This window comes from Tardiphaga sp. P9-11 (assembly GCF_008329525.1).
Lineage (GTDB): Bacteria > Pseudomonadota > Alphaproteobacteria > Rhizobiales > Xanthobacteraceae > Tardiphaga.
This window is the reverse complement of the sequence record NZ_NPKQ01000023.1, coordinates 1-5,839: the sequence shown is the minus strand read 5'-3', so window position 1 is coordinate 5,839 and position 5,839 is coordinate 1. Positions and strand designations below refer to the sequence as shown.

Annotated in this window: 2 tRNA genes and 3 rRNA genes; all 5 read right to left on the bottom strand. The window is 52.7% G+C overall.

Features of this window, described 5'->3' with window-relative positions:
* Positions 1-83: 83 nt before the first annotated feature.
* A 5S ribosomal RNA gene (gene rrf, locus CIW50_RS28865) occupies positions 84-198 on the bottom strand.
* Between the two features lie 142 nt (positions 199-340).
* A 23S ribosomal RNA gene (locus CIW50_RS28860) occupies positions 341-3,160 on the bottom strand.
* A gap of 448 nt (positions 3,161-3,608) precedes the next feature.
* Positions 3,609-3,684 (bottom strand) — tRNA-Ala (locus tag CIW50_RS28855).
* A gap of 106 nt (positions 3,685-3,790) precedes the next feature.
* Positions 3,791-3,867 (bottom strand) — tRNA-Ile (locus CIW50_RS28850).
* A gap of 215 nt (positions 3,868-4,082) precedes the next feature.
* Positions 4,083-5,569: ribosomal RNA gene (locus CIW50_RS28845) — 16S ribosomal RNA — on the bottom strand.
* The 16S, 23S and 5S rRNA genes sit together here with 2 tRNA genes alongside, the layout of an rRNA operon.
* Between the last annotated feature and the right edge of the window lie 270 nt (positions 5,570-5,839).

The following is a 5,839-nucleotide window of genomic DNA, read 5'->3' as shown; positions in this document are numbered from 1 at the left end:
GCACAAACGCAAAACGCCGCGCTCATGAGAGCGCGGCGTTTTGTTTGAGATATCGTAATTGAGGATAACTTTGTCCTTTGCAGGCCTGGCAGCGACCTACTCTCCCAGGGCTTAAGCCATAGTACCATTGGCGCTGAGGAGTTTAACGGCCGAGTTCGGGATGGGATCGGGTTGAAGCTCCTCGCTAGAACCACCAGGCCGGCGAAGGACAAAGATACGAAGCAAACTGTTTTGGGTCTTTCTGTTGGATCGCGATGCGATCCTCTGAGTGCGCATTCTGTATTTACAGAGCGCAGTCTCATTTTCATCTCAGACTGATGTCTGGACATTGAAAATGAGAGCAATCAAGCCAATCGAACGATTAGTACCGGTAAGCTACATGCGTTGCCGCACTTCCACACCCGGCCTATCAACGTGGTCGTCTTCCACGGTTCTCAAGGGAATACTCGTTTTGAGGTGGGTTTCCCGCTTAGATGCTTTCAGCGGTTATCCCGTCCGTACATAGCTATGCTGCACTGCCGCTGGCGCGACAACAGCTCCACCAGAGGTACGTTCATCCCGGTCCTCTCGTACTAGGGACAAATCCTCTCAATATTCCAACACCCACGGCAGATAGGGACCGAACTGTCTCACGACGTTCTGAACCCAGCTCACGTACCACTTTAATCGGCGAACAGCCGAACCCTTGGGACCTTCTCCAGCCCCAGGATGTGATGAGCCGACATCGAGGTGCCAAACGACGCCGTCGATATGGACTCTTGGGCGTCATCAGCCTGTTATCCCCGGCGTACCTTTTATCCGTTGAGCGATGGCCCATCCACGCGGGACCACCGGATCACTATGACCGACTTTCGTCTCTGCTCGACTTGTTGGTCTCGCAGTCAGGCAGGCTTATGCCATTATACTCAACGAACGATTTCCGACCGTTCTGAGCCTACCTTCGCACGCCTCCGTTACTCTTTGGGAGGCGACCGCCCCAGTCAAACTGCCCACCATGCGCTGTCCCGATCCCAGCTAATGGGATGCGGTTAGATATCCATAACCATTAGGGTGGTATTTCACATTGCGACTCCACCACGGCTGGCGCCACGGCTTCAAAGTCTACCACCTATTCTACACAAACAGTCACGAATACCAGCGCAAAGCTACAGTAAAGGTGCACGGGGTCTTTCCGTCTGACCGCAGGAACCCCGCATCTTCACGGGGAATTCAATTTCACTGAGTCTATGTTGGAGACAGCGGGGAAGTCATTACGCCATTCGTGCAGGTCGGAACTTACCCGACAAGGAATTTCGCTACCTTAGGACCGTTATAGTTACGGCCGCCGTTTACCGGGGCTTCAATTCAGTGCTTGCACACCTCCTCTTAACCTTCCGGCACCGGGCAGGCGTCAGACCCTATACGTCATCTTGCGATTTCGCAGAGCCCTGTGTTTTTGTTAAACAGTTGCCACCCCCTGGTCTGTGCCCCCCCTATGCACTTGCGTACATAGAGGGCCCCCTTATCCCGAAGTTACGGAGGTAAATTGCCGAGTTCCTTCAACATAGTTCTCTCAAGCGCCTTGGTATACTCTACCAGTCCACCTGTGTCGGTTTCGGGTACGGTCTAATGTGGGGGCTATTTCCTGGAACCTCGTCGAGGCCAGATCAATCCAATAAGATCTGACAACATAAGAGATCCGTCACCACCCACTGGCTCACGAATATTCACGTGATTCCCATCGACTACGCCTTTCGGCCTCGCCTTAGGGACCGGCTAACCCTGCGAAGATTAACTTTACGCAGGAACCCTTGGACTTTCGGCGACACTGTCTTTCACAGTGTTTGTCGTTACTCATGCCAGCATTCGCACTTCTGATACCTCCAGGCGCTCTCACGAGTCGCCCTTCGCAGGCTTACAGAACGCTCCGCTACCGCGTACCAAATAAATGGCACACCCTAAGCTTCGGCTCGTGGCTTGAGCCCCGTTACATCTTCGGCGCAGGAACCCTTATTTAGACCAGTGAGCTGTTACGCTTTCTTTAAAGGATGGCTGCTTCTAAGCCAACCTCCTGGTTGTTTTGGGATTCCCACATCCTTTCCCACTTAGCCACGAATTAGGGGCCTTAGCTGTAGGTCCGGGTTGTTTCCCTCTCCACAACGGACGTTAGCACCCGCTGTGTGACTCCCGGATAGTACTCTCAGGTATTCGGAGTTTGATTGGGGTTGGTAAGACGGTAAGTCCCCCTAGCCCATTCAGTGCTCTACCCCCTGAGGTATTCATCCGAGGCGATACCTAAATATCTTTCGCGGAGAACCAGCTATTTCCCAGTTTGATTGGCCTTTCACCCCTAACCACAGGTCATCGGAGTCTTTTTCAACAGACACCCGTTCGGTCCTCCAGTGAGTGTTACCTCACCTTCAACCTGCCCATGGCTAGATCACTAGGTTTCGGGTCTAATACAACGAACTTAACGCCCTATTCAGACTCGCTTTCGCTGCGCATACACCTATCGGCTTAAGCTTGCTCGTTAAATTAAGTCGCTGGCCCATAATACAAAAGGTACGACGTCACCCAGAACGTATCTTGGGCTCCGTCTGTTTGTAGGTATCCGGTTTCAGGTCTATTTCACTCCCCTCGTCGGGGTGCTTTTCACCTTTCCCTCACGGTACTAGTTCGCTATCGGTCAATGAGGAGTACTTAGGCTTGGAGGGTGGTCCCCCCACGTTCAGACAGGATTTCACGTGTCCCGCCTTACTCAAGGACATATCATTGCATTACCCGTACGGGACTATCACCCTCTGAGGTCCAGCTTTCCTGACTGGTTCCGGTTGTCTTTGATATGCCACTGGCCTGGTCCGCGTTCGCTCGCCACTACTAACGGAGTCTCTGTTGATGTCCTTTCCTCCGGGTACTTAGATGTTTCAGTTCCCCGGGTTCGCTTGAAACCCCCTATGTATTCAGGAGTCTCATACCTTCAACTGATAACCGAAAATCCAAAACCACCGTTACTTGCGTAACGATGACCTTAGAGTTTCGGCTATCGAAGGTGGGTTTCCCCATTCGGAAATCTATGGATCAAAGCCTCTTCGCGGCTCCCCATAGCTTATCGCAGCGTAGCACGTCCTTCATCGCCTCTCATTGCCAAGGCATCCACCGAATACCCTTAAGACACTTGATTGCTCTCATTATCAATATCCACACACTCGGCAGAGTTTGCTGCATGCTGCTTGATGTCGAAACACCAAATCCGCACGCCCGCAGTTAAGCGAGGCGCACTTCATGCAGCTGGATATGATTAAGAAAGACCAGTTTGCTTCGTAAGATCGAACCGACAACGAGGCGGTCAAGCTTCGTTGAAAAGGAATAAAGATGCGGAAGCTTTGCAAGCAAAGCGTTCGCACTCAATTCCTGGAGATTATGATATCGGCACCCGCAATTGATTGCAGATCCGAACCTCGGAACGATCTCCTCTTTACGATGTCATAAATCCCGCAAGCGACGTCCACAGACTGTCGCAAGCGAAGTTATATACGCGGACTAACCAGGAGCAGCTCATATAGCGCTCACTGTGAACACACTGAATGTTTGTGAAGTTGTTTTGATACCATCGCCAACACCCGAGTTTCTGGTGGAGGCAGACGGGATCGAACCGACGACCTCATGCTTGCAAAGCACGCGCTCTCCCAGCTGAGCTATGCCCCCGTTCCAGAAGACGAATGCTCAACGTTAAAGAACACGTTTTGCAGATGCGATGCTTGCGCATGTGATGTCGACGCGAGCAGCAGCTTCAATTCAAAGCGCGCAAATATGGTGGGCCTGGGAAGACTTGAACTTCCGACCTCACGCTTATCAAGCGCGCGCTCTAACCAACTGAGCTACAAGCCCTAACAACAAAGGACTGCGCTCGGCCCATCGACATGATCTTGCGATCAAACGCCAACAAGCAGCACGAGCACGCCCCAGCGTGTGTTCGTCCGCGAAGAAAGAGAAACGAAGACGGCGGTGTCCCGCCTATGCAGCTCAAACATTGATCCAATGTCTGGCCACTGATGTTTCAAAAGAGGATCGATAGAAGCAAGCTTCTGAAGATCCATCCTTAGAAAGGAGGTGATCCAGCCGCAGGTTCCCCTACGGCTACCTTGTTACGACTTCACCCCAGTCGCTGACCCTACCGTGGTCAGCTGCCCCCTTGCGGTTAGCGCACTGCCTTCAGGTAGAACCAACTCCCATGGTGTGACGGGCGGTGTGTACAAGGCCCGGGAACGTATTCACCGTGGCATGCTGATCCACGATTACTAGCGATTCCAACTTCATGGGCTCGAGTTGCAGAGCCCAATCCGAACTGAGACGGCTTTTTGAGATTTGCGAGGGGTCGCCCCTTTGCATCCCATTGTCACCGCCATTGTAGCACGTGTGTAGCCCAGCCCGTAAGGGCCATGAGGACTTGACGTCATCCCCACCTTCCTCGCGGCTTATCACCGGCAGTCTCCTTAGAGTGCTCAACTAAATGGTAGCAACTAAGGACGGGGGTTGCGCTCGTTGCGGGACTTAACCCAACATCTCACGACACGAGCTGACGACAGCCATGCAGCACCTGTGCTCTATGCCCCGAAGGGAAGGTTCCATCTCTGGTACCGGTCATAGACATGTCAAGGGCTGGTAAGGTTCTGCGCGTTGCGTCGAATTAAACCACATGCTCCACCGCTTGTGCGGGCCCCCGTCAATTCCTTTGAGTTTTAATCTTGCGACCGTACTCCCCAGGCGGAATGCTTAAAGCGTTAGCTGCGCCACTAGTGAGTAAACCCACTAACGGCTGGCATTCATCGTTTACGGCGTGGACTACCAGGGTATCTAATCCTGTTTGCTCCCCACGCTTTCGTGCCTCAGCGTCAGTTATGGGCCAGTGAGCCGCCTTCGCCACTGGTGTTCTTGCGAATATCTACGAATTTCACCTCTACACTCGCAGTTCCACTCACCTCTCCCATACTCAAGACTTTCAGTATCAAAGGCAGTTCTGGAGTTGAGCTCCAGGATTTCACCTCTGACTTAAAAACCCGCCTACGCACCCTTTACGCCCAGTGATTCCGAGCAACGCTAGCCCCCTTCGTATTACCGCGGCTGCTGGCACGAAGTTAGCCGGGGCTTATTCTTACGGTACCGTCATTATCTTCCCGTACAAAAGAGCTTTACAACCCTAGGGCCTTCATCACTCACGCGGCATGGCTGGATCAGGCTTGCGCCCATTGTCCAATATTCCCCACTGCTGCCTCCCGTAGGAGTTTGGGCCGTGTCTCAGTCCCAATGTGGCTGATCATCCTCTCAGACCAGCTACTGATCGTCGCCTTGGTAGGCCTTTACCCCACCAACTAGCTAATCAGACGCGGGCCAATCTCTCGGCGATAAATCTTTCCCCGTAAGGGCTTATCCGGTATTAGCACAAGTTTCCCTGTGTTGTTCCGAACCAAGAGGTATGTTCCCACGCGTTACTCACCCGTCTGCCACTGACGTATTGCTACGCCCGTTCGACTTGCATGTGTTAAGCCTGCCGCCAGCGTTCGCTCTGAGCCAGGATCAAACTCTCAAGTTGGACTTGAAACTTTAAACCGGCTGATCACAACGTATTGACGAGGTCCCACCATACTAAATCAAACAAACCGAAGTTCATCTGATCTGCTGACCGCGCTTCACAGCGCAGACAACGATGGTGTTAACCTTTGTATCAAAACGTGTACCGCCGAAGTCTTTCGTCCGACCTCGCTTCAGAAGCCGAAGCTTCATCAGACGAGATCCGCAAGGACTCCGCCGTCCACGTTTCTCTTTCTTCAATTTAACTTGTCAAACAGCCCAACGCCGAAGC